At 70.5% G+C, this 22,269-nt stretch carries 28 protein-coding genes; 13 read left to right on the top strand and 15 right to left on the bottom strand.

Features of this window, described 5'->3' with window-relative positions:
- Positions 1-31: 31 nt before the first annotated feature.
- Together AB0N68_RS05205 and AB0N68_RS05200 are read right to left on the bottom strand one after the other, a co-directional pair.
- Positions 32-382, bottom strand: a complete 351-nt coding sequence (locus tag AB0N68_RS05205) for a nuclear transport factor 2 family protein (RefSeq protein WP_292796002.1) — start codon at positions 380-382, stop codon at positions 32-34.
- Positions 375-1,124, bottom strand: a complete 750-nt coding sequence (locus AB0N68_RS05200) for an SDR family NAD(P)-dependent oxidoreductase (RefSeq protein ID WP_292795999.1) — start codon at positions 1,122-1,124, stop codon at positions 375-377. The genes AB0N68_RS05205 and AB0N68_RS05200 overlap by 8 nt, the downstream gene beginning before the upstream one ends.
- 77 nt (positions 1,125-1,201) lie before the next feature.
- Between AB0N68_RS05200 and AB0N68_RS05195 the strand changes: the two genes are divergently transcribed.
- Positions 1,202-2,176, top strand: a complete 975-nt coding sequence (locus AB0N68_RS05195; RefSeq protein WP_292795996.1) for a C-terminal binding protein — start codon at positions 1,202-1,204, stop codon at positions 2,174-2,176.
- A 10-nt stretch (positions 2,177-2,186) separates the two neighbouring features.
- Positions 2,187-3,044 (top strand): fumarylacetoacetate hydrolase family protein, encoded by an 858-nt coding sequence (locus tag AB0N68_RS05190; protein WP_292795993.1) that lies wholly within the window; start codon positions 2,187-2,189, stop codon positions 3,042-3,044.
- 158 nt (positions 3,045-3,202) lie between these two features.
- On the opposite strand, the gene AB0N68_RS05185 is transcribed toward AB0N68_RS05190, so the two are convergent.
- Positions 3,203-4,051 carry an SMP-30/gluconolactonase/LRE family protein gene (locus AB0N68_RS05185; RefSeq protein ID WP_292795990.1) on the bottom strand — a complete coding sequence of 283 codons (849 nt, stop codon included), beginning with the start codon at positions 4,049-4,051 and terminating at the stop codon, positions 3,203-3,205.
- The gene (locus tag AB0N68_RS05180; protein WP_187662951.1) at positions 4,048-4,869 is read right to left on the bottom strand and encodes a hypothetical protein; all 822 of its coding nucleotides are present in this window, start codon (positions 4,867-4,869) and stop codon (positions 4,048-4,050) included. The genes AB0N68_RS05185 and AB0N68_RS05180 overlap by 4 nt, the downstream gene beginning before the upstream one ends.
- Positions 4,870-4,934: 65 nt before the next feature.
- Between AB0N68_RS05180 and AB0N68_RS05175 the strand changes: the two genes are divergently transcribed.
- Positions 4,935-5,783, top strand: coding sequence for a Gfo/Idh/MocA family oxidoreductase (locus tag AB0N68_RS05175; RefSeq protein ID WP_292795987.1), 849 nt, complete (start codon positions 4,935-4,937; stop codon positions 5,781-5,783).
- A gap of 101 nt (positions 5,784-5,884) precedes the next feature.
- On the opposite strand, the gene AB0N68_RS05170 is transcribed toward AB0N68_RS05175, so the two are convergent.
- From AB0N68_RS05170 to AB0N68_RS05160, 3 genes are all read right to left on the bottom strand, one after another.
- The gene (locus AB0N68_RS05170; protein ID WP_268777478.1) at positions 5,885-6,322 is read right to left on the bottom strand and encodes a VOC family protein; all 438 of its coding nucleotides are present in this window, start codon (positions 6,320-6,322) and stop codon (positions 5,885-5,887) included.
- A 21-nt stretch (positions 6,323-6,343) separates the two neighbouring features.
- Positions 6,344-6,688 carry a TraR/DksA family transcriptional regulator gene (locus tag AB0N68_RS05165; protein WP_259951788.1) on the bottom strand — a complete coding sequence of 115 codons (345 nt, stop codon included), beginning with the start codon at positions 6,686-6,688 and terminating at the stop codon, positions 6,344-6,346.
- A gap of 246 nt (positions 6,689-6,934) precedes the next feature.
- Entirely contained in the window at positions 6,935-9,469 is a 2,535-nt protein-coding gene (locus AB0N68_RS05160; protein WP_292795982.1) for an MMPL family transporter, read from the bottom strand.
- Positions 9,470-9,537: 68 nt separating this feature from the next.
- Between AB0N68_RS05160 and AB0N68_RS05155 the strand changes: the two genes are divergently transcribed.
- Positions 9,538-10,110 carry a TetR/AcrR family transcriptional regulator gene (locus tag AB0N68_RS05155; RefSeq protein ID WP_025104106.1) on the top strand — a complete coding sequence of 191 codons (573 nt, stop codon included), beginning with the start codon at positions 9,538-9,540 and terminating at the stop codon, positions 10,108-10,110.
- 78 nt (positions 10,111-10,188) lie between these two features.
- Here the strand turns inward: AB0N68_RS05155 and AB0N68_RS05150 are convergent, their stop codons facing one another.
- The 5 genes from AB0N68_RS05150 to AB0N68_RS05130 form a co-directional block, all read right to left on the bottom strand.
- Positions 10,189-10,332, bottom strand: a complete 144-nt coding sequence (locus AB0N68_RS05150) for a hypothetical protein (protein ID WP_363332262.1) — start codon at positions 10,330-10,332, stop codon at positions 10,189-10,191.
- Positions 10,332-12,659: a phosphoribosylformylglycinamidine synthase subunit PurL gene (gene purL / locus AB0N68_RS05145; protein ID WP_187662961.1), complete on the bottom strand. Its 2,328-nt coding sequence runs from the start codon at positions 12,657-12,659 to the stop codon at positions 10,332-10,334. Before purL ends, AB0N68_RS05150 begins: the two co-directional genes overlap by 1 nt.
- 109 nt (positions 12,660-12,768) lie before the next feature.
- Entirely contained in the window at positions 12,769-13,149 is a 381-nt protein-coding gene (locus AB0N68_RS05140; RefSeq protein WP_280569560.1) for a PIN domain-containing protein, read from the bottom strand.
- Positions 13,146-13,409, bottom strand: coding sequence for a type II toxin-antitoxin system Phd/YefM family antitoxin (locus tag AB0N68_RS05135; RefSeq protein WP_259951792.1), 264 nt, complete (start codon positions 13,407-13,409; stop codon positions 13,146-13,148). The genes AB0N68_RS05140 and AB0N68_RS05135 overlap by 4 nt, the downstream gene beginning before the upstream one ends.
- Before the next feature lie 65 nt (positions 13,410-13,474).
- Positions 13,475-14,425 (bottom strand): helix-turn-helix transcriptional regulator, encoded by a 951-nt coding sequence (locus AB0N68_RS05130; RefSeq protein WP_292795975.1) that lies wholly within the window; start codon positions 14,423-14,425, stop codon positions 13,475-13,477.
- A 99-nt stretch (positions 14,426-14,524) separates the two neighbouring features.
- On the opposite strand from AB0N68_RS05130, the gene AB0N68_RS05125 reads away from it, so the two are divergent.
- The 4 genes from AB0N68_RS05125 to AB0N68_RS05110 all read left to right on the top strand — a co-directional run bounded on the left by AB0N68_RS05125 (position 14,525) and on the right by AB0N68_RS05110 (position 16,504).
- Positions 14,525-14,965 (top strand): VOC family protein, encoded by a 441-nt coding sequence (locus tag AB0N68_RS05125; RefSeq protein ID WP_292795972.1) that lies wholly within the window; start codon positions 14,525-14,527, stop codon positions 14,963-14,965.
- 268 nt (positions 14,966-15,233) lie between these two features.
- The gene (locus AB0N68_RS05120) at positions 15,234-15,461 is read left to right on the top strand and encodes a hypothetical protein (RefSeq protein ID WP_187662965.1); all 228 of its coding nucleotides are present in this window, start codon (positions 15,234-15,236) and stop codon (positions 15,459-15,461) included.
- Between the two features lie 7 nt (positions 15,462-15,468).
- On the top strand, positions 15,469-16,191 hold the full coding sequence (locus tag AB0N68_RS05115) for a 3-keto-5-aminohexanoate cleavage protein (protein WP_280566525.1): 723 nt from the start codon (positions 15,469-15,471) through the stop codon (positions 16,189-16,191).
- Positions 16,192-16,339: 148 nt separating this feature from the next.
- Positions 16,340-16,504, top strand: coding sequence for a hypothetical protein (locus AB0N68_RS05110; protein WP_187662967.1), 165 nt, complete (start codon positions 16,340-16,342; stop codon positions 16,502-16,504).
- A gap of 324 nt (positions 16,505-16,828) precedes the next feature.
- On the opposite strand, the gene AB0N68_RS05105 is transcribed toward AB0N68_RS05110, so the two are convergent.
- Both AB0N68_RS05105 and AB0N68_RS05100 read right to left on the bottom strand, forming a co-directional pair.
- Entirely contained in the window at positions 16,829-17,206 is a 378-nt protein-coding gene (locus AB0N68_RS05105; protein WP_259951796.1) for a VOC family protein, read from the bottom strand.
- A gap of 58 nt (positions 17,207-17,264) precedes the next feature.
- Positions 17,265-17,969 (bottom strand): helix-turn-helix transcriptional regulator, encoded by a 705-nt coding sequence (locus AB0N68_RS05100; protein ID WP_232089151.1) that lies wholly within the window; start codon positions 17,967-17,969, stop codon positions 17,265-17,267.
- Positions 17,970-18,051: 82 nt separating this feature from the next.
- Between AB0N68_RS05100 and AB0N68_RS05095 the strand changes: the two genes are divergently transcribed.
- Both AB0N68_RS05095 and AB0N68_RS05090 read left to right on the top strand, forming a co-directional pair.
- The gene (locus tag AB0N68_RS05095) at positions 18,052-18,921 is read left to right on the top strand and encodes an NmrA family NAD(P)-binding protein (RefSeq protein WP_187662969.1); all 870 of its coding nucleotides are present in this window, start codon (positions 18,052-18,054) and stop codon (positions 18,919-18,921) included.
- 43 nt (positions 18,922-18,964) lie between these two features.
- On the top strand, positions 18,965-19,297 hold the full coding sequence (locus tag AB0N68_RS05090) for a hypothetical protein (RefSeq protein WP_187662970.1): 333 nt from the start codon (positions 18,965-18,967) through the stop codon (positions 19,295-19,297).
- A 62-nt stretch (positions 19,298-19,359) separates the two neighbouring features.
- Here the strand turns inward: AB0N68_RS05090 and AB0N68_RS05085 are convergent, their stop codons facing one another.
- A complete protein-coding gene (locus tag AB0N68_RS05085) occupies positions 19,360-20,361 on the bottom strand; it encodes an SDR family NAD(P)-dependent oxidoreductase (RefSeq protein ID WP_292795963.1) in 1,002 nt (333 codons plus the stop codon).
- Between the two features lie 75 nt (positions 20,362-20,436).
- Here AB0N68_RS05085 and AB0N68_RS05080 point away from each other — a divergent pair, with 75 nt between their 5' ends.
- The 3 genes from AB0N68_RS05080 (at position 20,437) to AB0N68_RS05070 (ending at position 22,261) form a co-directional block, all read left to right on the top strand.
- Complete coding sequence (locus AB0N68_RS05080; protein ID WP_268777466.1) at positions 20,437-21,009, top strand: TetR/AcrR family transcriptional regulator; 573 nt, start codon at positions 20,437-20,439, stop codon at positions 21,007-21,009.
- A 116-nt stretch (positions 21,010-21,125) separates the two neighbouring features.
- On the top strand, positions 21,126-21,992 hold the full coding sequence (locus AB0N68_RS05075) for a hypothetical protein (protein WP_363332256.1): 867 nt from the start codon (positions 21,126-21,128) through the stop codon (positions 21,990-21,992).
- Positions 21,974-22,261, top strand: a complete 288-nt coding sequence (locus tag AB0N68_RS05070) for a hypothetical protein (protein ID WP_363332254.1) — start codon at positions 21,974-21,976, stop codon at positions 22,259-22,261. The genes AB0N68_RS05075 and AB0N68_RS05070 overlap by 19 nt, the downstream gene beginning before the upstream one ends.
- Positions 22,262-22,269: the final 8 nt, after the last annotated feature.

Below are 22,269 nucleotides of genomic sequence, written 5' to 3'. Positions count from 1 at the left end.
AGATACAGCCGATCGGGCGATTCGAAGCGGGTCAGGCCTTGAGCATCGACGCCCGCGAGATCACGCCGTCGACCACGTCGAAGGTCGCGATGGTCTCCGTGGCGACGCCGGCGTTGATGACCTGCTCCTGCGCGACGACCCAGCGCGAGCCGAACAGGACGCTCGTGTCGATCACGCAGGAGAGCTCCGGGTCCTGCAGCCGCGGCTCGTAGAAGGCACGGATCGCGGCCGAGCCGACGAGGGGTTCCGGCGCGACCCCGGTGACCACGGCATCGTCGGCATATGTCGCGACGAAGGCGTCGAGGTCGTGCGCGTTGAAGGCGTCCAGCTGCGCCTGCACGGTGTCGAGAGCGGAACGGTCGAGGGTGGTGCGGTCAGTCAATGCGAACTCCTCCGTTGACGTCGTAGGTGGCTCCGGTGATGAAGCGGGCACGCTCCGAGGCGAGCGAGGCGATGATCCAGGCGACGTCCTCCGGCTGACCGAAGGCGCCGAGGGGGATGCCCGCCTCGAGCTTCGCGCGGCCTTCACCCTGGAGCTGATCGGTGATCGCGCTGGCGACCGGTCCGGGGGTGACGGCGTTGACGCGGATGCCCTCGGCGGCGAGGTGCCGGGCGAAGCTGCGGGTGATCGCGAGGATCGCCCCCTTGCTGGCCGCGTAGTGGATGCCCGTCTGCAGTGCGCCGACCTGCCCGGCGATCGAGGCGATGTTGATGACCGAGCGGTCGCCGTCGGCAGCCCGGAGCAGGGGGAGCGCCGCGCGGGTGAGCAGGAAGGTCCCGCGGGCGTTCGTCTCCAGGACGAAGTCCCACTCCTCGATGTCGATCTCGGGATACGGGGTGTACGGGCACACGCCGCCGTTGTTGACGAGGACGTGCAGGTCGCCCCAGGCGGCCGTGACCTCGGCGATGAGGGCGGCGATGGAGTCCGGTTCGCGGAGGTCGAGGCGCGACACGTGCACGTCCGGGGAACCGGCGGCACGGCACTCCTCAGCCACGCGGACGGCTTCGGCCTCGCGTCCGGCGTAGGTGATCCAGAGGGCGACGCCCTCGCGGGCGAGTTCGAGGGCGGCGGCGGTTCCGATGCCGGAACTGGCGCCCGTGACGAGTGCGCGGCGAACAGTCATGCCTAAACGCTATAGCAAGAAGCGGTCTCGCGACAGCGGCTGTACGCGAGCTTGCTAGATGCTATAGCATCGCATCCATGACCGCGCCGCTCATCCTCGTCACCGACTGCGACCTCCCGGGAATCGTCATCGAAGACACCCTCCGGGCCGCCGGCCTCCGTGCCGAACGGGCAGCCTCCGGGAGCCCGGACGACATCGCCGCCGCCGGAGCCGACGCCGAAGCGCTGGTCGTGCAGTGGGCGCGCATCGACGGCCCCCTCATGGACCGCCTGCCGAACCTCCGTTTCATCAGCCGGGTCGGCATCGGCTACGACATGATCGACGTCGAGGCCGCCACGGCCCGCGGCATCGCCGTCGCGAACACGCCGAGCTACTGCATCGAAGAGGTCGCCGCGCACACCGTCGCGATGATCATGACCCAGGCCCGCGGCCTCTCCGCCTACGACCGGGCCGTGCGCGACGGCGTCTGGAAGGCCGTCGACGCCCGGCCGCTCGCCGTGCGGCCGTCCTCCACCACCGTGTCGGTGCTCGGGTTCGGGCGCATCGGATCGATCGTCGCCCGCGGGTGCCGGGCGCTCGGCTTCCGCGTGCTCGTCGCCGACCCCTACGCTTCCGACGACGCCGTGCGCGACGCGGGCTGCGAGCCCGTCGACATCCCCTCGGCGATCGCCCGCGCCGACATCCTCACGCTGCACGTGCCGCTGACGGACGAGACCCGCCACCTGATCGACGCCGCGGCCCTGGCGACGATGAAGCGCGACGCCGTGATCGTGAACACCTGCCGCGGCCCGCTCATCGACGAGGACGCCCTGGCCGCGGCGCTCCGCGACGGGCGGCTCGCCGGTGCCGCCCTCGACGTCTTCGCGGAGGAGCCCCTCCCCGCGACCTCCCCGCTGCGGGCGCTCGACACCGTGCTCCTCACGCCGCACGCCGCCTGGTACTCCCCGGAGGCCCTGGCGGATCTTCCCGTGCACGCCGCCGAGAACGTGATCCGCTCGCTCGCCGGCGAGGCCGTGCCCATCGTCAACCCGGCCTTCGCCGCCGCGCGCTGAGAGGACTCCCATGGAACTGCTGCGACTCGGCGAGATCGGCCACGAGCGCCCCTACGTCCGCGATGACGAGGGTGTGGTGCGCGATCTCGGATCCCTGACCCGCGACATCGACGGCGCCTTCCTCGCCGCGGACGGCATCGCCCGCGTGCGGGCGGCGCTCGCGGACGGCTCGCTGCCGCAAGCGGAGACGACGGGACTGCGCGTCGGCGCCCCTGTGGCGCGGCCGACCGCCGTGATCTGCATCGGACAGAACTACGCGGCGCACGCGGCGGAGTCCGGCGCCGAGCCGCCCGCGCACCCGGTGGTGTTCTTCAAGCACCCGAACACGGTCGTGGGCCCGGACGACGTCGTGCTCCTGCCGCCGGGCGCCGAGAAGGTGGATTGGGAGGTCGAGCTCGCGGTCGTCATCGGCCGCACGGCGCGGTATCTGCCCTCCGTCGAGGCCGCGCGCGACGTGATCGCCGGCTACACCATCTCGAACGACGTGTCCGAGCGCGCGTATCAGCTCGAGGTCTCCGGCGGACAGTGGTCGAAGGGGAAGTGCTCCGAGACGTTCAACCCCCTCGGCCCCGTGCTGGTGCCCGCCGACGAGGTCGACCCCCAGGCGCTGCGCCTGCGGTCCTTCGTGAACGGCGAGCCGCGGCAGGACTCCTCCACCGCCGACATGATCTTCCCCGTGCTGCAGCTCGTGCACGAGCTCAGCCACTACCTCGTGCTCGAACCCGGGGACGTCATCAACACCGGCACCCCGCAGGGCGTCGCGCTGTCCGGGCGCTTCCCCTATCTGCAGGACGGCGACGAGATGACCATCGAGATCGAGCGGCTCGGCCGTCAGCACCAGCGCACGGAGCGGGTCCGGCTCGGGTGAGGCCTGTGCCCGGGGCACGGTTCCTTTCGCTGAGTGCAACCGTGTCCCGGGTAGAGGCCTCTCCCGGGCACCCCACGGCCACAGGCATCCGCGCCGGCTCAGGCGGGTGGAGGGGAAAGGCGCCTGATGTCGCGCGAGCGCCTGAACCCGCGCGAAGGTCAGCCGGCGAAGGGGAGGACCGGGAGGCCGTGCACCCCGGGGCGCACCGCGAAGACCGACCCCGCGGCAGTGCCGTGATCGGGCGGCAGGCCCTGCGCGGAGGTCGTGATGAAGAGCGTGCCGAGGTCGTCGCCGCCGAACGTGCAGGCACTGACCTGGGGCACCGGCAGCACGATGTCCTCGCGCACGGCCCCGGACGGCTCGAACCCGCGCACACGGCTCCCGCCCCACAGCGCGACCCAGACGCTGCCGTCCGCGGCGACCGTGAGGCCGTCGGGCACGCCGTCGTCTTCGGGGATGTGCGCGAACACCCGGCGTCCGCGGAGGTCGCCCTCGGCCACGTCGAACACGTCGATCCGGCCGGTGTCGGTGTCCACGTAGTAGACGCGGCGGCCGTCGGGGGAGTAGCTGACCCCGTTGGACGAGGTCACGCGGGGGAGCACCGTGGTCACGTCGAGCGCGGCGTCGATGCGCAGCACGGTCCCTGCACCCTCGGTGGAGTCCGTGGACATCGATCCGGCCAGGAGTCGTCCTCGCGGGTCGCAGCAGCCGTCGTTCATGCGCACCGCGCCGTCGTCGAGGAGGGTCGCGGCGGGACGGGCCTCCGCGTCGGGGCCGTCGGCGAGGTACAGGGTACGCGCGCCCACCGCCACGAAGCCGCCGGACGTCCGCGGACGGAAGAACGCGAGGTACTCGTCGTCGACGTGCTGGCGGACGATGTCGTCGCCGCGGAGGGTGAGCAGGTCGCCCGCGTCTCCGTCGACCCAGCGCAGCCCGCCCCACCCGGGCCACCAGACCGGGGCTTCCGCGTGGACGGCGACCGGGCCGGTCACGTTCTCGGGAGTCATGCGCCCTCCGCCGTCCGCCGCGGGTCGGTCACGGGCAGCGGCTCCGGAACGGGGCCGTCATGATCTGCCGCTGCGGCACGGGCGGACGGAAGCTCCTTCGCGACCTGCTTCTCGAGCACGGTCACGGCCTCGTCGGAGAGCAGGATGAGGCCGTCGAGCTCCTCGCGCACCCGCTTGTACGCGATGTTCCGCTCGGACTGCGTCGCCGACTCGTCCACGGCGACCTTGAGGAGCTGCTGCGCACGGTCGAGGCGCTTGCGCTCGGCCTCGGTGAACGTCGAGTCGCGCAGCCGACGGGCGTCCTTCTCCGCGATCTCGAACGCGACGGCGTAGTCGCCGACGGCCTGCAGGTACTCCGCGATCTGCTGCTCCGAGAGCGTCGCGTCGGCGGAGGCCGGACGCAGCGCGTCCGCGGTCTTCTTCGCGCGGAGGAAGGCGGCCGTCAGCGGCTGGCGGCCGTCGCTCATCGCGGGGAAGGCGATCAACTTGGCGACGTCGAGCTCGTAGTCGAGCCAGCGCGCGGTGATCTCGTCATGCTCGGCGAAGAGGCGGGCGAGCAGGTCGTCGGGCGCCACCGACGCGGTCGTGTCGACCACGGTAGGACCCTGGCGCTTCGCCTGCCGTCCGGCCGCGCGCGCCTCGATCTCGGCCGTCTTCAGCTGCGCCTTCATACGCAGCGTCTCCAGCCGGCGCTCGTGCCGACGCTTGGAGCTGCGCTCCCAGGCCTTGGCGGCGCCGCCGGCCATGCCCATGATCGGGAAGATGAGCCACCAGTAGTCACCCGCGAAGTTCCAGAAGCCCCGGATGAACTCGTCCATGATGGGTTCAGCCTACTGCGCGACGGCGGGTCGCCGGGGGCCCGCACGAGAGGGAGGGCGGCCGCATGAAGAGCGTCGGCATCGTCGGGATCGAGAACAGCCACGCCGCGGAGATCGTCCGCTTCCTCAACGTCGAGGCCCCGGACGTGCCCGTGCGGATCACGGCCCTCGTGGCCGGGGAGCCGGAGCGCACGCGGGAACTGGCCGCGCTCGGCGGCATCGAACGCGTCGTCGACGAGGCGGGCGCGCTCCTCGGCACGGTGGATGCGCTCATCGTGACCGCCCGCGACGGTGTCGATCATCGCGCCATCGCCGTCCCCTTCCTGGAAGCCGGGGTGCCGGTCTGGGTCGACAAGCCCCTCGCAGCAGCGGTCGCCGATGCCGACGCGATCCTCGCCGCCGCGCAGGGTGGGCAGGCGCCCGTCACCTCATCGTCCACGCTCCGCTGGCTCGCCGACACCGCGGAGCTCACGGCGGAGGCCGGCCGCATCGGGGAGGTCCAGGCGGTCACCGTCACAGGGCCTGCCGATCCGGACAGCCCGTACAGCGGCATCTTCTTCTACGGCATCCACATCGCCGATCTCGCCCAGGTTCTGCGGCGCGGCATCGCGGAGGACGTCGAGGTGCAGTTCCTGCCCGCGGGTGTCGTCGCCCGCTACCGGGTCGACGGGGTGCCCGTCACGCTGGAGTTCGTGCGGCCGGACGGCGATCGCCAGGTGCCGTTCCGGGCGACCGTCGTCGGCCGACGGGGCATCGCCAGCCGGGAGATCCCGATCGGTCCCGGGTACGTGCAGCCCGGCGTCCGTGCCTTCGCCCGGATGCTCGAGACCGGTGAGCCGCCGGTTCCCGCGTCCGAGATGCGCGCTCCGATCGCCGTGCTCGACCAGATCGCCGAGGTCCTCGCCTCCCGCTGACCCGGGCACAGCTTCGGATATCCGGGCCGACACGCCGTCGACAGGTTCCGTTCAACGGCGTGTCGCCTGCGGTCTCCGAAGCTGTGCCCGGCCGAGCGGGTTCAGGCCTTCGTGAGGTCTTGCGCGAGCATGAGGATGATCCCGCTGGGGCCGCGGAGGTAGGTCAGTCGGTAGATGTCCCGGTAGTTCGCGACGCCGCGCAGGGGATGGAACCCGTGCCGCGCGGCGATGGCGAGGGAGGCGTCGATGTCGTCGACGGAGAAGGCGATCCGGTGCATGCCGATCTCGTTCGGCCTCGTCGGCTCCGTCTCGATCGCGTCCGGATGGATGTACTCGAAGAGCTCGATCTGCCCGCGCCCGTCCGGGGTCTGCAGCACGGCGATCCGCGCGTGGTTCCCGTCGAGTCCGACCGCGGTGGACGCCCACTCGCCGCTGACCTCGTCCCGTCCGACCACGGACAGCCCCAGGTCGGTGAAGAAGGCGATGGTGGCGTCGAGGTCGCGCACGGCGATCCCGATGTTCTCGAGGGCGATGGCCATGCCCGCGATGCTACTCCGGCGTCAGCGACCGAGCTTCTCGGCGCAGGCCACGCAGTATTCCGCGAACGGCCGTACCTCCAGGCGCTCCGGCGGGATGGGCTTGCCGCAGTGCGCGCAGATGCCGTAGGTCCCGGCGTCCATCCGCATCAGCGCCTCGTCCACCTGGCGGAGCTCCGCCTGCGCCGCCTCGGCGAGCCCCGACAGCCGGGACCACTCCGACGAGAGCGTCACCCCTTCCGGGTCGTGCTCGTCGTCGTCGTTCGAGCCCTCGCGATCGTGCATGAGCTCCGCGAGGGTGGCCGCCGTCGCCGTGACGCGAGCCGCGGCCTCGGCGCGACGCTCTTCCAACAGCGCTCGCAGATCCATCCGCCCACTCTAGGCCCGGCGACGCTCGCGTCGTCGCGGGTCCAGCCGTCCGCGCGGATTCAGGCGCCCGCGCGGAATCAGGCGACACGGGCAGCAGGCGCCTGAACTCTCGCGCCTGCCTGTCCTCTCCTGAACGCCTGCGCCCGCGACGGCGCGCGCAGGGTCAGGCATCCGCGCGGCATCAGGCGACACCAGCAGCAGGTGCCTGAACCCGCGCGAACGCCTGAACCCGCGCGTGACCGCGATTCAGCCGCGGGTGCGCGGAGCCTCTACGGTGGGCACGGAGTCGGTGTGCACGCTGGGGTGGTCCCGCTCCAGCGCCGCGCCCTCCATGTCGACGTTCGGGATGATGCGGTCGAGCCACTTCGGCAGCCACCAGGCCGAGCGTCCGAGCAGGTGCATGAGCGCGGGCATCAGCAGCATCCGCACGACAAACGCGTCGAGCAGCACGCCGAACGCGAGGCCGAACCCGATGGACCGGATGATGGTCGACTCCGAGAACACGAACCCGCCGAACACCGACACCATGATGAGCGCGGCCGCGATGACCACCGAGCGCCCGGCTCGGAAGCCCTGGGCCACGGCATCGCGCGCGGAGGCGCCGTGCACATAGGCCTCCCGCATCCCCGAGGCGAGGAAGAGCTGGTAGTCCATGGCCAGTCCGAACAGGATGCCGACGAGGATCACCGGCAGGAAGCTCAGGATCGGACCGGTGCTGTGCAACCCGATGAGGTCGGCGCCCCACCCCCACTGGAACACCGCGACGATGAGCCCGTACGTCGCGAACAGCGACAGCACGAACCCTCCCGTGGCGATGAGCGGCACGAGCAGTGAGCGGAACACGACGATCATGATGAGCAGCGACAGTCCCACGACGACCACGAGGTACAGCGGCAGCACGCTCGCCAGGGCCTCGGAGATGTCGATGTTCGTGGCAGCCTGCCCGGCGACGCCGAGGGTGATGCCGCCGTCGATCTCGGGGAGACCTCGCAGATCCTGCACCAGTTTCTCGGTGGAGGCGCTGTTCGGGCCCTCGGCAGGAAGCACCTGGAAGGCGAGGAGCGTGTTGTCGTCCGACGTCGCGATGGGAGCGACCGCGACCACGTCGTCCTGCTCCGCGATCTTCTCGGCCACGGTCACCTGGGTGGCCAGCAGGTCGTCGTCGCTCACGGCGTCGTCGAGGGTCGCGGTCACCAGGAGCGGCCCGTTCGCACCCTCGCCGAACTGCTCGTCGACGGTCTGGAACGCGCGGTAGCTGGTGGAGTCGGCGGGTTCGCTCGACCCGTCCGGGAGGCCGAGGCGCATCGACATCGCGGGGATCGCGATCACGAGCAGCGCGATGACGCTGACGAGGGCGGTGACGACCGCGCGCAGCGTCGACATCCGGCGCACGGGCTTTCCGGCCGCGTGCTCCTGGCCGATGGTCGCCCGCGCCTTGCGGCCGAGCAGGCGGGTGCCGACGAGGCCGAGGATCGCCGGGGCGAGGGTCACGGCCACGAGCACGGCGACCGCGACGCAGACCGCGCCTACCGTGCCCATGAGGCCGAGGAACGGCACGCCCGTCACGTTGAGCGCGAGGAGCGCGACGATGACCGTGGTCCCCGCGAACACCACCGCGGTCCCGGAGGTGCCGGTGGCCAGACCGATGGACTCGCGCACGGGCGACCCGGCCAGCAGCTGCTTGCGGTGCCGGTTCACGATGAAGAGGGAGTAGTCGATGCCGACCGCCAGCCCCAGCATCACGCCGAGGACGGGAGTGACCGAGGCCATGTCGACGACGCCGGAGAACGCGAGCGACGCCGTGACGCCCACGCCGACGCCGACCACGGCCGTGACGATCGGAAGGGCCGCACCGATCAGCGAGCCGAGCATGACGATGAGCACGACCGCGGCGAACGCGAGACCGATGGCTTCGCCGACGCCGAAGATCTCCGGCACGCCCTGGGCGATGTCGGTGCCGAAGTCGACCGTGACGCCGTCGATCTCCTCGTCCTGGAAGTGGGCGATGGTGCTCTGCTTGGTCTCTTCGGCGAGTTCCAGGCGCGGGTCGACGAAGGAGACGTTGACGATCGCCGTGGAGCCGTCCTCCGAGACGACGCCGATGCCCTCCGAGAGGTTGAGAAGGGTCGTTCCGAGCTCCAGCTGCTCCGCACTGTCGGCGAGCTCGTCGCGGTTCGCGTCGATGGTGGCCTGCTGGGCCTCGAGCTGCGCGAGCTGGGCGTTCAGCTCCGCGAGCTGCGCGTCGAGCGCGGCAGTCTGCTCGGGCGGTGCACCGGCGGCGTTGGCCTGAGCCCGCGCTCCTTCGAGCTGGGTGATCCCGGTCTCGAGCTGGGCGCGGCCGTCGTCGAGCTGGGCCTGGCCGGCGTCGAGCTGCGCGCGGCCGTCGTCGAGCTGGGCCTGTCCGTCTGTCAACTCCTTCGCCTGCTCGTCCTGCTGCCGCTGGGCGTCGAACGGGTCGACGACGGAGGCGACGCCGTCGAGGTCCTCCGCGCTCGCGGCGAGGTCGGAGATCGCCTGCTTCTGCTCGTCGGTGAACGGCTCGCCGTCGTCCGTCCGGTAGACGACCGTCCCGGTGCCGCCGGCGGTGTCCGGCAGCTTGTCGGCGAGCTGATCGGTGACCTCGCCGGACGCGGTGCCCGGGATGTCGAAGCTGTTGCTCAGCGTGCCGCCGAACGTGAGGAAGGCGCCGACGCCGAGCCCGAGGATGAGCACCCAGGAGACGATCACCGTCCATGCTTTGCGCGCAGCGAAAGAACCCAGACGGAACAGCAGTGAAGCCACGTGATCTCCTTCAGACGAAAAGAGCATACGGCACGTCTCGTCTAGGGATCTGTGGCTATCCTGAACGCATGGTGAACGAGCATCGCAGCGGCCCCGTGCGCAGCACCGCGGCCCGCGAGGCGATCCTCGACGCGACGGCCCGGCTCTTTCACAATCAGGGGTACGACCGGCTCACGATCGAGGGCATCGCCAAGGAGGCCAAGGTCGGCAAGCAGACCATCTACCGCTGGTGGCCGTCGCGGGGTGCGCTCATCGGGGAGTGCCTGGCCGAGGGGCGACTCATCCCCGTGGACTTCGTCGTGCCCGACACCGGAGACCTCTCCGCCGACGTGGAGACCTGGCTGCGGAGCGTGCTCTCCATCCTCGAGAAACCCCAGGGCGGGGTGCTGCTGCGGTCGCTCGTGGCCGCGGCGACCGAGGACGCCTCGGTCGGCGCGCACCTCGGGGAGAGCCTCGGGGTGGAGAAGTACCTGTCGGAGCGCCTCCGCGGGGGCATCCGCGACGGCCAGCTGCCGGAGGACGCCCCGGTCGAGCAGCTCGGTCGCGCGATCCTGGGGGCCATCATCGTGGAGTCCCTCGGCCGCGAGGCCCACGATCCGGGTTCCGTCGTCGCCCTGACCCGCTACCTCTTCGCCCGCTGAGGTCGCGGATCCGCACGAGGTCGCATGGGTTCCTGGAATCCCTGCGACCCGGGTGCGAATCTGCGACGTAACGCCAGGTCAGCCGAGGAGGATGGTGAGCACGGTCGCGCCGCCGCCACCGAGGATCAGTGCCACGATGACGGTCCACGCGATGATGCGGATGCGCCGGTTGCGCTTCTCGCCGAGGTCGCCGTAGTCCTCGCTGAGGCGGTCGCCGCTCATCAGGCCACCGGCTCCGTGACGGTCGGACCGAAGTACGACGGCAGCGTGGCCTGCGAGCGCTCGCGGAGCTCGGCGGCCGAGACGGTGAAGACGTCCTGCACCTCGAGCTGTGGCTCGCTGTCCGTGACGCCGATGCGGGCGACCGGGTAGCCGCGGCCCTCGCAGAGACCTCGGAACTTCACGTCGTCCTCGCGGGGGACGGTCACGAGCACGCGGCCGGTCGACTCGGAGAACAGGGCGGTCGCGGCGTCCACGCCATCGCGTTCGATGATTTCGTTCAGCCAGACGCGGGCACCGACGCCGAAGCGCATGACACCCTCGGCCAGGGCCTGGGCGAGACCACCCTCCGAGAGGTCGTGCGCCGAGGAGATGAGCCACTCGTCACGGGCCGCGGCGAGTAGTCCGGCCAGGCGCTTCTCGCCCGCGAGGTCGACCTTCGGCGGGCGGCCGCCGAGGTGCTGGTGCACGACGTCGGCCCACGCGGAGCCGGACAGCTCGGTCGAAGTCGTGCCGAGCAGGTAGATGTTCTGCCCCTCGTCCTGCCAGCCGGACGGGATGCGGCGGGAGACGTCGTCGATGATGCCCAGCACGCCGACGAGCGGGGTCGGGTGGATCGGCACGTCACCGGTCTGGTTGTAGAACGAGACGTTACCGCCCGTGACCGGGGTGCCCAGCTCGTAGCAGCCGTCCGCGAGGCCGTCGACGGTCTGCCCGAACTGCCACATGACCTCGGGGTTCTCGGGGGAGCCGAAGTTCAGGCAGTCGGTGATGGCCGTCGGCACGGCGCCGGTGACGGCGACGTTCCGGTAGGCCTCGGCGAGCGCGAGCTGCGCGCCCGCATAGGGGTCGAGCTGGCAGTAGCGGCCATTGGCGTCCGTCGAGACCGCGAAGCCCAGGCCGGATTCCTCGTCCACGCGGATCATGCCGGCGTCGTCGGGGAAGCTCAGGGCCGTGTTGCCGAGCACATAGTAGTCGTACTGGTTCGTGATCCAGCTCGTGTCCGCGAGGTTCGGGGAGGCGACGAGGGCGAGGAACTGTTCGCGGAGCGTCTCCGGGTCGTTTGCCCGCGGCAGGTTCTCGGCGGCGTCCGCCTGCAGGGCGTCGATCCACGTCGGGTAGGCGACGGGACGGTCGTAGACGGGGCCGTCGACCGCGACGGTCGAGGGGTCGACGTCGACGATGCGCTCGCCCTGCCAGTCGATGATGAGGCGTCCGTCGCCGGTGACCTCGCCGAGCACGGAGGTCTCGACCTCCCACTTGTTCACGACGGCCAGGAAGGCGTCGAGCTTCTCGGGGGCGACGATCGCCATCATGCGCTCCTGCGACTCCGACATGAGGATCTCCTCGGCCGTGAGCGTGGGGTCGCGCAGCAGCACGTTGTCGAGGGAGACCTTCATACCGCTGTTGCCGTTGGCCGCGAGCTCGCTCGTCGCGCACGAGATGCCGGCGGCGCCGAGGTCCTGGATCGCCTCGACGAGCTCGCCGCGGTACAGCTCCAGGCAGCACTCGATGAGCACCTTCTCGGCGAACGGGTCTCCCACCTGCACCGCGGGGCGCTTCGTGGGGCCGCCGTCGGCGAACGTGTCGGAGGCCAGGATGCTCGCGCCGCCGATGCCGTCGCCGCCGGTGCGGGCACCGAACAGGACGACCTTGTTGCCGACGCCGGTGGCGTTCGCGAGCTTGAGGTCTTCGTGGCGCAGCACGCCCACCGCGAGCGCGTTCACGAGCGGGTTGGCCTGGTAGACGCTGTCGAAGACGGTCTCGCCGCCGATGTTCGGAAGGCCCAGGCAGTTGCCGTAGAAGCTGATGCCGCTGGTCACGCCGTGCACGACGCGGGCGGTGTCCGGGTGGTCGATCGCGCCGAAGCGCAGGGCGTCCATGACCGCGACGGGGCGGGCGCCCATCGAGATGATGTCGCGGACGATGCCGCCGACACCGGTCGCCGCGCCCTGGAAGGGCTCGATGAACGACGGGTGGTTGTGCGACTCGGCCTTGAAGGTGACGGCCCAGCCCTCGCCGACGTCGACGACGCCCGCGTTCTGGCCCATGCCGACCATCAGGCGTTCCTTCATCTCGTCGGAGACCTTCTGGCCGAAGCGGCGCAGGTAGTTCTTGCTCGACTTGTAGGAGCAGTGCTCCGACCACATCACCGAGTACATCGCCAGCTCGCCCGAGGTGGGGCGGCGGCCGAGGATCTCCTTGATGCGCGCGTACTCGTCGTCCTTGAGCCCGAGGGCGCCGTACGGCTGCTCCTTCTCGGGCGTCGCGATCGCGTTCTCGACGGAGTCGGGGACGTGCTGGGGGGAAGGTGCAGGGGCGGTGGTCACGCGCACTCCAAAGGAAGGGGCCGGCGGGGCGTGTTCAGTCTACCGGCGCGGTCGGGGCCGTTCTCTCGTGCGCGCAGTCGCACGGCGTCGGGGTGGGAAGGCGGCGGCGTCATGGCAGCTCGGCGAGGCTCAGGCCCTGTGCGCGTGCTGCGGCCGCCAGCTCACGGTCGAAGGTGAGGAGCGCAGTGACCACGTCGCCGAGTTCGAGCGCGGCGGCGAGGTGGAGAGCATCCAGAGTGCGGAGCCCTGAGCCTGCCTGGATGGCCGCGGTCAGCGTTTCGTCGTCGACGGAGACGAGCGCGACGCGGTCGAGGAGATCGACGACGGCTGCGCGGTCGAGGGAACGGCGGTCGGCGATCGCGTGCAGCTCCACGGCGAGGAGGCGCGAGGAGACGAACTCGCTGCCGTCCGCGAAGGCGCGGACGACCGCTTCCGACCCCTCTTCCTCGATGAGTGCCTTCGCGGCCGCTGAGGTGTCGAGGTAGATCACGACCGGTCGGCCCGAAGCTCGCCGAGGATCTCCGTCACGGACAGCGAGTCCGGCACGGGGGCGTGGCGGAGCGGACCGTTCGCGCGGGGCAGCGTCACCCGCCCGTTGGCGATCATGCGCGTCCAGGCCGTCTCGGCGGGCGGCGACAACTCGGCGATCGGGCGCCCGCGGTCTGTCACCGTCAGGTGCTCTCCGGCGGTGACGCGCGCCAGCACCCGCGCGGTCTGCTGATTCAGTTCGGTCTTCGACACGGTGCCCATCTCCTCAGGGTAGATCCAAAGTAGTAGAACTACTAGTTCTTGGATAACTCCCCCACAGGGCAGCGTCAGGAGGAGGAGTGCGCTGCCGCGAACCGCTGCGCCAGCATCCCCGCCGCCTCGCGCAGCGCCTCGGGCCCGACCACCGTGAACGGTGCGTCGAACCGGGCCACCGCGGCGAGCACACCCGTCCACGACCAGGAGCCGACCATAAGGCGGCACGAGCCGTCCGACAGGGGCACCACCTCGCCGTCGCCGACCCACGGCATCACCTCCCGCGCGGGCAGGTCGAGGTCCACCTCGCCCGTGCACGGCCAGCGATCCTCGGTCGTCGAGCCCTTGGCGCGCGCGGCGAGGAGTGTCTGCGCGTCCGCGGCGGGGAGAGGCCGCGGCGTGAAGGAGGGTCCGGTCGGCGTGCGGGGCCGCAGTCGATCGAGGCGGTACGTGCGCCAGTCGGCCGCGTCGAGGTCCCAGGCCAGCAGGTACCAGCGGCCTTCCCGCGCCACGACGGCATGGGGCTCCGTGCGCCGGGGCGGGCGGTCCCGTGCGGAGCCGTAGTCGAATCGGAGCACCTGTCGGTCGCGCACGGCCGCGCTCGCCGCCTCCAGCACGGCCGGGTCCACGCGGATCTCGGCCGGTGCGCCGGTGAAGCGGATGCCGTCGATCCGGTGGCGCAGGCGTGAGGGCATCACCTGGCGCACGGTCGCGAGTGCACGATGTGCGGCCTCGGTGACTTCGACCCCGGTCGCGCTCGCACTCTGCAGGGCCACGGCGATCGCCACGGCCTGATCGTCGTCGAACAGCAGCGGCGGCATATCCGATCCCGCTTCGAGGCGGTAGCCGCCGTACGGGCCCTTGCTGGATCCGATGCGGTAGCCGAGCGCGCGCAGTCGATCGACGTCGCGGCGCACCGTCCTGGGTGTGACGCCGAGACGGTCGGCGAGTTCCCCGCCCGGCCAGTCCCGTGTCGCCTGCAGCAGGGACAGCAATGCGAGCATGCGCGAGGAGCTTCCGGTCATGGCTCCATTCTGTGTGGAGAAGCGGACAGAAACAGACCTCTACTGCTGTGAAGGTGGGGTCACACGGCCCGATCGGCGGGCCGGGACACGGAGGACACCATGACTCTCACGACCACCACCCACCTCAACTTCCGCGGCACGGCTCGGGAGGCGCTCGACTTCTACGGGTCGGTCTTCGGCGGCGAGGTGACCGCGGCGACCTACGGGCAGTTCGGGATGCCGGAGGGGGTTCCCGGGTTCGACAAGGTCGTGTTCGGGCAGCTCGACGGACCCGTGCGGCTGATGGCGTACGACATCCCGGGTGCGGACGACACCGCTGCGCCCTCGGGAGCCACCCGCCGCGAGAACGGGATGACGATCACCGACCGCTCCTTCTTCCAGTCGCTGCGGGCGGAGTCCCTCGCGGAGCTTCAGCCCGTGTGGGATGCCCTCGCCGACGGCGCGACGGTGGTCGAGCCCCTCGCCGCCTCCGCGTGGTCGGCCGGCTTCGGCATGCTCACCGACCGCTTCGGCGTGACCTGGGTCCTCGACGTCGCCTGATCCCGTCGGACACTCGACCCGGCCCACCCCCTTGCGGTCGACTCGGCCCCTTGCGGTCGTCCGCAAGGGGCCGGAACGCACCGAACGGGGTGGGTCAACGAGCGTGGTCGACCCAGCCTCTTGCGGTCGACCCGGCCCCTTGCGACCGTCCGCAGGGGGCCGGGATGCGCGGAAGGGGGTGGGTCGGCGCGGGCGCGCGACACGACATGTCAAGGGCCTCTTCGCTGTCGGTCGCCTCACGTAGAAAGGAGGAGACGAAAGGCAGGGCATGGCCGCAGGAGACATCGAGACGTTCTCGCGCAACGGCATCTGGTTCAACCGGATCCAGGGCGAGTCGCACACGCTGGGCAGCAGCTTCGAGTCGATGGAGGAGGCGGTGAAGGTCGGCCGCGGGGCGGCGACCGCGCGCCAGGTGCAGCACTTCGTCCGCACGGAGGAGGGGCCGTCGGAGGACGTGGCCCCGAACGAAGCGCACCCGCGCGACCTCATGTGGTGAGGCGCGGATGATCCTGCAGGCCTGTGTGAACGGCGCCAGAGACGTCGCGGAGCACCCGTGGCTGAGCGCCGACGAGACGGTGGTCGCTCAAGACGCCGCGGCGGCCGTCGATGCCGGGGCTGCGGAGATCCACGTGCACGCGAAGGACGCCGCCGGCCGCGACTCCCTCGCGCCCGAGGATGTGCAGCGGTGGCTCGGGGCCGTCCGCGCCGCGGCGCCGGGAGTGCCCGTGGGCGTGACGACCGGGGCCTGGGCCGAGCCCGACGTGTCGCGAAGGCTCGAGGCCATCGGAGGCTGGACGGAGCTCCCCGACTATGCTTCCGTGAACTGGCACGAAGACGGGGCCGACGATGTGGCCGTGGCGCTGGGTCGACGGGGCATCGGCGTGGAGGCGGGTATCTGGGACGCGGCGGGACTCGAGGCGTGGCGGGTCTCCCCGGTCCGCGGCGACTGCCTGCGCGTGCTCGTGGAGCTTCCGGCGGAGGCGGCCGACGTCGTCCGTTCGCACGCTGAAGGTCTGATCGCGCACGTGGCTCGCGAGGAGCCCGACCTGCCGATCCTGCTGCACGGGGAGGAGCTGTCGACCTGGCCCGCCCTCGACCTGGCCGCGGAGTTCGGCCTCGACACGCGGATCGGCCTGGAGGACACACTCCTCCTCCCAGACGGCTCCGAGGCTCCGAGCAATGCCGCCCTCGTCCGCGCCGCCCGCGCCCGCCTCCCGCGCCCCTAGCCACGCCGCGTCCCTCCTTTCGCGTGAGAGTGCAGGAACGTCCCTTCGGCCACCGGATTCGGGGCGTTCTTGCACTTCTGACCGCAGCGAGGTGGCGATCCTCTGCTACCTACCGTCGCTGGAGCACGACCGCCCCTACGCTGGAGCGATGTTCGCCGGTACCTCCGTCCTCTTCCTCCTCGTCTACCTGGTCGTCCCGCTTCTCGCGCTGCTGCTCTTGTGGCTGATCATCTACTCGGCGGTCCGGGCGGCGCTGACTGCGCATCGCCGCGCGCTTGCCGCCGAGCGCACCACCGCGCCGGATACTCTCTGACCCTTCGCCTCCAGCGACCTCGACGGCCTCATGCGTCGTCGCTGAAGCCCCGGTGCAGGCGCAGAACCGTTCCTCCCGTCGCCGGCTCGGGCACGTTTCCGCCCTTCTCTGCACGGGTTCCCGTCCGGGACCCCGGTGCGAGCGCAGAAACATCCCTCATCCTGATCTCGCCTCGACCGGAACGGTTTCGCACTCCCCACCGGGTGCATCCCATTCAGTGCCGATACGGGATCAGAAACGGCCCCGACACCGCCCGCCTCGGAACGTTTTCGCACTCTGCACCCGCGGGAGACCGCACGAACGGGCCGCACGAACACCCCGGACTCACGCGGTGCTCCACCCACGCCAGTCGGGACGGTCGACGACGCAGAAGCGGTTCCCCTCGGGGTCTTCCATGATGATGTAGTCCGCGTCATCGGGGCGGCCGTCCCAGTGCACCTCCCGTGCTCCGAGTCCGGCGAGGCGCTCCACCTCCGCGGACTGATCCTCCGCATAGATGTCGAGGTGGATGCGCGGCGGAAGCACACGCTCCGAGTGGTGTGCGTCGAGGGCGATGCAGGGTGCGTCGGCGTCGCGGGGTCTGAGCACGACCCAGTCGTCCTCCGCGGGGTCTCGTTCGACGTAGTCGAGGGCGGCCTTCCAGAACGCGGTCTGGGCCGGGAGGTCGTCCACGCGGATCACGATCGACACGATCTTCAACATGCGGCGAGGGTACGGCGAGGGAAGGCGTCCGCGGAGGGGCTTGCGCCGCCGCGTGCGATCAGCTTTCGGAACGGCCGAAGTCGCTCGTGAGCCACTCCTCGACCGATGCGAACGGGAACTCCCGGGGCGCGAACACCCCCGGCAGTGCCCGCACCTCCCGCATCCGGTCGAGCCGGAACAGCCGCCAGTCGTCGCGGTCGATGTCGAAGCCGACCACATACCACCGCCCTCCGCGGAAGATATGGCGATGCGGCGCGATCACCCGCTCTGAAGCGCGATCGTGCTGGTCGGTATAGGTGAAAGCGACCCGAGCACCCTGAGCGACCGCGTCCGCGAGCGTCCCGACCGCAGCCCACTCCGCGGGCGCCGGCTCGGCCCGCAGGATCTGCGTGGACAGCGCCGTCGCCGCGGCCCGTCGCCGGAGGCCAGGCGGGAGGACCTGTTCGATCTTCCCGCGGGCGACGGCGGCGGCCGGGTCCTCCGGGCTCCACGCTTCGAGGACGAGCAACCCGGTGATGATCGTGGTGACGTCGTCGGCGTCCAGGAGCAACGGCGGAATGCGCGTCCCCGGTCGCAGGCGGTAGGCCGCGCCGGGACCGGGGCGGGAGAGCACGTCGTAGCCGAGGTCGCGCAGGCGCTGCGCATCACGGCGGACCGTCCGCGGGCTCACCGCGAGGCGGGCGGCGAGGTCGGGCACGCTCCACTCGCCGCCGGTCTGCAGGAGGGACAGCAGATGGAGGGTGCGGTGCGAGGGGGCGTCCACGGCTCCATCATCGCGCGAGATGCGGCCGGAATCAGGCCGTATCCGTCCGTAGCGTGGAGCGACACCGACCGAGAGGACCCTCATGCGCATCGCTGTCACCACCCCGAACGGCCACGTCGGGCACCACCTCACCCGGATGCTGATCCGCGCCGGTGTCCGTCCCCTACTGCTCACCAGGGACCCCGATCGCATCGCCGCCGACCTGCGCCCGTACGTCGACATCGCGCAGGCCGACTCGCAGGATCCCGAGGCGATCGTCGCCGCGACACGAGACGTCGATGCCCTGTACTGGGTGGATCCGTCGGCGTTCTCCGACGACCCGCTCGCCGACTACGCGCGTGCGACCGAGGCCCTGGTGCAGGCCGTCCGGGCGAACGGCGTCCGGCGGGTGGTGTTCCAGAGCAGCGTCGGGGCGGAGAAGCGGCACGGCGTCGGCGAGATCGACGGCCTGGCCGGCACGGAGGTCGCGCTCGACGCCCTCGACATCGACGTGACGCATCTGCGCTGCGGCTACTTCTTCACCAACCTGCTGCTCGACGTCGAGTCACTGCGGGCAGGGACGCTCGCCACCGTGCTGCCGCTGGACTTACGGATGCCGTGGGTGGCGCCGCGCGACATCGCGGAGGTCGCCGCCCTCACGCTGCTGAACGGGGAGTGGAGGGGGCGGCGGGTGCAGGCCGTGCATGGACCCGCGGACCTGAGCTGGGCTGAGGTCGCCGCGATCCTGACGCGCGAGCTCGGGCGAGAGGTGACCGTGCAGCGCATCGACGACGAGGAGATGCGCCAGGGGCTCCGCGCCGCCGGGATGCCGGAGGCGATGGCCGTGGCCGTGCTCGGGATGTCGACCGGGCTCCGCGACGGCTTCGTGGCGGAGCAGCCGCGGTCCGTCCTCTCGACGACGCCGACGACCCTTCAAGCGTGGGTGCGCGAGGAGCTCGTCGGAGTGGTGTGACCGGCGTCCTGCCGGAACCGGTCCCGTCCGGTATGGTGCGGCCATGGAGACCACATCCGAGGTGACGCCCGAGACCGATGACGACGCGCGGTCGGGGACCGCGCCCGAGACCGATGAGGTCGACCTCGCGGAGCGGCGACGGCTGGCCGTGAACAGCTTCGGATGGATCGCCGCGTGGGGTGTGTCGGTCGTGGCCCTGATCGTCGGCATCAGTCTCACGGGAGTCGGGACGGTCGAGCACATCGTCGAGTACGACGACAGCTATGACGTCTTCACGCGAGAGGTCTGGCCCGCGGGTCTCGTGCTCCTCGGCGTGGGCGCGCTCGGCATCATCGCCACCGCCCTCGCCACCACGGTCCTCACGCAGAGGCGCTGACCCCGGGCGGAGAACGCCCCCGCCGTTCGGGTCGGCGGGGGCGTCGGTTCCATGGAGTCTCGTTACTGCACGGACCAGCCTCCGTCGGAGGCGAGGATGGCGCCGTTGATGTTCACGGCGTCATCCGAGAGCAGGAAGGTGATCGACGCGGCCAGGTGCTCGGCGGTCGCGACGGTCGGGATGGCCTGCTGGAACGGGGCGAGGCGGCCGGAGCCGTACTCGGACATGTTCGGCGGCATCGGGATGCCGGTGGCGACGCCGCCGGGGGCGACGGAGTTCACGCGGATGCCCTTCGGCCCGTACATGAAAGCGGCGGACTTGGTGACCCCGATGATGCCGTGCTTGCTGGCCGTGTAGGCGTTGCCCGAGGCGTTGCCGCGCAGACCCGCCTCGCTCGACACGTTGAGGATCGCGCCGCGACCGGCCTTCTCCATGACGGGGATGACCGCGCGCATGAGCTTGAACGGCGCGGTGAGGTTGATCGCGATGACGCGGTCCCACACGGCATCCGGGGTCTCGCCCGCAGGGGAGAAGTCGTCGTTGATACCGGCGACGTTCGCGAGCCCGTGGATGCGGTCGCCCGCCGCGGCGAGGACGGCGTCGATCGCGTCCTGCTTGGTGAGGTCGCCCGCGACCGTGACGATGTCGGCGTCCGGCAGCTCGGCCTTGAGGGCGTCGAGCTTCTCGGCGGCGATGTCGCTGGCGATCACGCGACCGCCTTCCCGGGCGATGCGGGAAGCGGTGGCCTTGCCGATGCCGGACGCGGCGCCCGTGACGATGACGGTCTTGCCGGCGAAGCGGCCCGCCGTGACCTTCTCGGTCCAGCCCTCGGAGGCGTCGTCCTCGGGGATCTCGCCGTTGTTCGCGGCGCGCACGAGGTCGTCGACGACCGACTGCGGGAGCTGGCCCTGGCTCATGGCGACGAGCTGCTGCAGGGGGAGTCCGAGCACGGGGGTGAGGAGTTCGGGGTCGGCACCCGTCTGCTCGAAGAGGCCCCGGATGAGCGGGCCGCCGGTGGGGTCGTTCATCCAGTCGCCGATGGTGGAGTGTGCGGTGAGGGCCATGCTCTTTCTCCTTGCTCGGGTTTCGCAACGGTGCGTCTACTTATATTCCAGTGTACGCCTCTGTACGCTCGAAAGGTGCCTCGTCCTCGCAGTGAAAAGGCCCGCCAGTCCGTGCTGGAGGCGATGCGTCGCGCGCTCGCCGCAGACGGGTACGAGGCCGTGACGATCGAGGGTCTCGCGGCTGAGGCGGAGGTGTCGAAGCAGACCATCTACCGCTGGTGGCCGTCGAAGGCCGCGATCCTCGGCGAGGCGCTGCTCGAAGGGGCGGTCCCTGGTTCGGATGTCGTCGTACCGATGACGGATGACCTCGGCGCGGACCTGCGCGCATGGTTCACAGCGGTGTCCGCGGGGCTCGCCCGGCCCGAGGGCGTCTCGCTGGCGCGGGCGCTCATCGAGGTGACGGCGGCCGACCCGGAGCTGGGTCTCGTCTTGAACGAGCGGCTGGCGGCGCCGATCCGGGAATGGGTCTCGGAGCGGGTCTCTCGCGGGCGCGCGGACGGCGACGTGCGGGCCGACGTGGATGCCGCCGCGGTCGCGGACGAGTTCATCGCGATCGCCTCGTACTCCGCCCTGATCGGGCAGCCGTTGAGTGCGGAGCGCGTGGAGGAGACGGTGGTGCGGTTGCTGCGGGGGATCGCGGCGAGCTGAGTCTCTCGCTGGATTGTTGTGCGGCGCGACGGTCGCGGTTCTCGATGCTGCACTCGTCGGATGCCCTAAGTCGAGAATATCGGTTGTGACCTCATATGTATGCTTTCATGTGTCGCATGACACAGCAAATCCGATCCAGTGGCATTCTCCTCGCGGCTGGACTCAGTCTTCTTCTCGCTCTTCTTCCGGCGACTGCGCAGGCGGCCGTCCCGGGTGAGTCGAGCGACGTGGCGGATGTTCTCGAGGACGCTGAGACGGCTGCGGTAGGAACTCCGACGCCGTCGGACGTCGAGTTGCCGATGCTGCAGGCGGATGGCGCTGAAGCATCGGTCATTCTGAATGGAATCGACTCGGAAGTCACTTTGGGTGGCTCTGAGCGGGCAGAGATATCCGTAGCGGACCAATACGCCATCGCCGAAGGCGACTCCGTCACCTACGCAGTCAGCTTCCCTGAGGAAGGGGCCACGAGATTCTCCGCAATCCTGTCTGCTCCGCCGGCGAAGTCTCAGGAGTGGACCTTCGAGAGTGGCACTCAGCTGCTGCTCCTCGACGACGGATCGGTGTCGGTTTCGGATGCTGATGGCTTCTTGGGCGGTATCGAAGCTCCTTGGGCCATCGATGCAGCGGGTCGGTCGCTACCTACGCACTATGAGATCTCAGGTTCAACCCTCATGCAGATCGTCGACACCACTGGAGCGAGCTTCCCCGTCGTCGCGGATCCGACGGTGCAGTTCTTCGGACCGTACATTCAGGTCCACCTGAACAAAGCTGAGAGTCGCACAGCGATCGGCGGCTACGCAGCGTGTGCCGGAGTGTTGAGCAAGTCTCCTGTGCCGTTCGCAAAGCTCCTCCAGGTCTCCTGTACGACAGTCGCCGCGATCGGGGCGTCGCAGCTGGTGGGCAATCGATGCATCTCGATCCACTACGTCGTCGGTGTCGGTGGGCCGGCGGGTGTGTGGTGGCCGTGGGTGAGGAACTGCTAGAGGTGGACATCATGCTTTTTGTCGCGGTGGGCGTAGCTCTTCTCCTCTGGGGGACGTTGGTGGGGCGGGTCGGCAGGAAGCTCGGCACTCTTCTCGCCATCGTTCCCGTTCTGGTGTGGTTCGGGGTCCTTGCGTGGTTCGGCTCGTCGGGCAACCTCGACAGCCCGGCCGGAGATGCGCTACCGGTGTACCTCGTGATCGGGCTCCTTGCCTTTACGATCGGCGTCAACCTCACCGATCGCTCCGTGTCCGGTAGCGGGGCCGAGTGAGCAGAGCT

It is taken from the genome of Microbacterium meiriae (assembly GCF_040685015.1).
In the GTDB taxonomy this organism is placed as follows: Bacteria; Actinomycetota; Actinomycetes; order Actinomycetales; family Microbacteriaceae; genus Microbacterium; species Microbacterium meiriae.
This window is presented reverse-complemented; position numbering and strand designations above follow the sequence as displayed.

Coding starts and splice junctions, on each gene's coding strand:
- AB0N68_RS05165 (WP_259951788.1), bottom strand. CDS start 6,688: ATGGATCTGCGAGCGCTGTTGGAAGAGCGTCGCGCCGAGGCCGCGGCT.
- AB0N68_RS05130 (WP_292795975.1), bottom strand. CDS start 14,425: ATGACCGGAAGCTCCTCGCGCATGCTCGCATTGCTGTCCCTGCTGCAG.
- AB0N68_RS05185 (WP_292795990.1), bottom strand. CDS start 4,051: ATGACTCCCGAGAACGTGACCGGCCCGGTCGCCGTCCACGCGGAAGCC.
- AB0N68_RS05195 (WP_292795996.1), top strand. CDS start 1,202: ATGACCGCGCCGCTCATCCTCGTCACCGACTGCGACCTCCCGGGAATC.
- AB0N68_RS05085 (WP_292795963.1), bottom strand. CDS start 20,361: ATGGCCCTCACCGCACACTCCACCATCGGCGACTGGATGAACGACCCC.
- AB0N68_RS05155 (WP_025104106.1), top strand. CDS start 9,538: ATGGTGAACGAGCATCGCAGCGGCCCCGTGCGCAGCACCGCGGCCCGC.
- AB0N68_RS05150 (WP_363332262.1), bottom strand. CDS start 10,332: ATGAGCGGCGACCGCCTCAGCGAGGACTACGGCGACCTCGGCGAGAAG.
- AB0N68_RS05125 (WP_292795972.1), top strand. CDS start 14,525: ATGACTCTCACGACCACCACCCACCTCAACTTCCGCGGCACGGCTCGG.
- AB0N68_RS05095 (WP_187662969.1), top strand. CDS start 18,052: ATGCGCATCGCTGTCACCACCCCGAACGGCCACGTCGGGCACCACCTC.
- AB0N68_RS05105 (WP_259951796.1), bottom strand. CDS start 17,206: ATGTTGAAGATCGTGTCGATCGTGATCCGCGTGGACGACCTCCCGGCC.
- AB0N68_RS05090 (WP_187662970.1), top strand. CDS start 18,965: ATGGAGACCACATCCGAGGTGACGCCCGAGACCGATGACGACGCGCGG.
- AB0N68_RS05110 (WP_187662967.1), top strand. CDS start 16,340: ATGTTCGCCGGTACCTCCGTCCTCTTCCTCCTCGTCTACCTGGTCGTC.
- AB0N68_RS05175 (WP_292795987.1), top strand. CDS start 4,935: ATGAAGAGCGTCGGCATCGTCGGGATCGAGAACAGCCACGCCGCGGAG.
- AB0N68_RS05135 (WP_259951792.1), bottom strand. CDS start 13,409: ATGGGCACCGTGTCGAAGACCGAACTGAATCAGCAGACCGCGCGGGTG.
- AB0N68_RS05170 (WP_268777478.1), bottom strand. CDS start 6,322: ATGGCCATCGCCCTCGAGAACATCGGGATCGCCGTGCGCGACCTCGAC.
- AB0N68_RS05120 (WP_187662965.1), top strand. CDS start 15,234: ATGGCCGCAGGAGACATCGAGACGTTCTCGCGCAACGGCATCTGGTTC.
- AB0N68_RS05190 (WP_292795993.1), top strand. CDS start 2,187: ATGGAACTGCTGCGACTCGGCGAGATCGGCCACGAGCGCCCCTACGTC.
- AB0N68_RS05180 (WP_187662951.1), bottom strand. CDS start 4,869: ATGGACGAGTTCATCCGGGGCTTCTGGAACTTCGCGGGTGACTACTGG.
- AB0N68_RS05200 (WP_292795999.1), bottom strand. CDS start 1,124: ATGACTGTTCGCCGCGCACTCGTCACGGGCGCCAGTTCCGGCATCGGA.
- AB0N68_RS05115 (WP_280566525.1), top strand. CDS start 15,469: ATGATCCTGCAGGCCTGTGTGAACGGCGCCAGAGACGTCGCGGAGCAC.
- AB0N68_RS05075 (WP_363332256.1), top strand. CDS start 21,126: ATGACACAGCAAATCCGATCCAGTGGCATTCTCCTCGCGGCTGGACTC.